The organism is Bartonella sp. AP72JLCBS, assembly GCF_042195705.1.
Classification (GTDB): domain Bacteria; phylum Pseudomonadota; class Alphaproteobacteria; order Rhizobiales; family Rhizobiaceae; genus Bartonella.
On the sequence record NZ_JBHIOU010000098.1, the window covers coordinates 1 to 801 of the forward strand.

General features: G+C 46.8%; 1 pseudogene. It reads right to left on the reverse strand.

Features of this window, described 5'->3' with window-relative positions:
* Positions 1-84 precede the first annotated feature (84 nt).
* Positions 85-801: pseudogene (locus ACFILO_RS09590) on the reverse strand (PBSX family phage terminase large subunit); the annotation flags it as partial.

Below are 801 nucleotides of genomic sequence, written 5' to 3' on the forward strand. Positions count from 1 at the left end.
ACCAGCTCACAAGCTTACGAAACAAACCTTCATGAGAGAGATCAGATACATTGCTGTCTTTTTCTAAACGTTCATCATCATGCATCATTCTGCCATCCATGAGGTACTCTCATATTCCATTCTGCCGCTATAAGCTGGTCGCTTTTGTATTTCTTTTGGTGGTTTGTATGAAATACACATCAGTCCAAAGGCATCTGCCCCATGACTGGACCAATCATGCTCTGCTCCCAAGCCAATATTACGCTTCTCATCCCATTTCTCGTGATACCAGTTCAGTGCCTTACGTCCTGCTACTGTCGTCTTCTCATTAAACCAAACAGAAGGCAAAACACGGCGGACTGTTTCTATACGTATCTTAACAGCCCCTGCTCCCTGATTAGGGATAACTTTTGTTTGAAAGCCTGCCTGTTTAAGAGCGCTCTCAAAACTCACATTGTGCACACGGTCTCTGGTCGCACCGTCATGGGGGAGAACCATCAATGCCTTCTCATAACCATTTTGACGCAACCAACCGATATGTTCCGATAACGGCTGTCCCTGTGCTTCGTAATAATTAAGCACTCTGATCTCTCTACCAACAAATTGCGCTATCCATATCGCCGTGGCATCTGCCTTGGCGCCTGTCCCCCCAATATCCCAAAAGGCGCGTATCTGCATTAAAGGATCACGAGCAACACGCCCTATCCGCCCCTCTTGCTCGGCTGCCAACATTTCCTTTTGATAATAAGCGCCTTGAACCGCTGTAAGATAAGCCCCTTCCCAGATATGCTTATAGGTCTCTGGACGGTTTCTCAGATCATC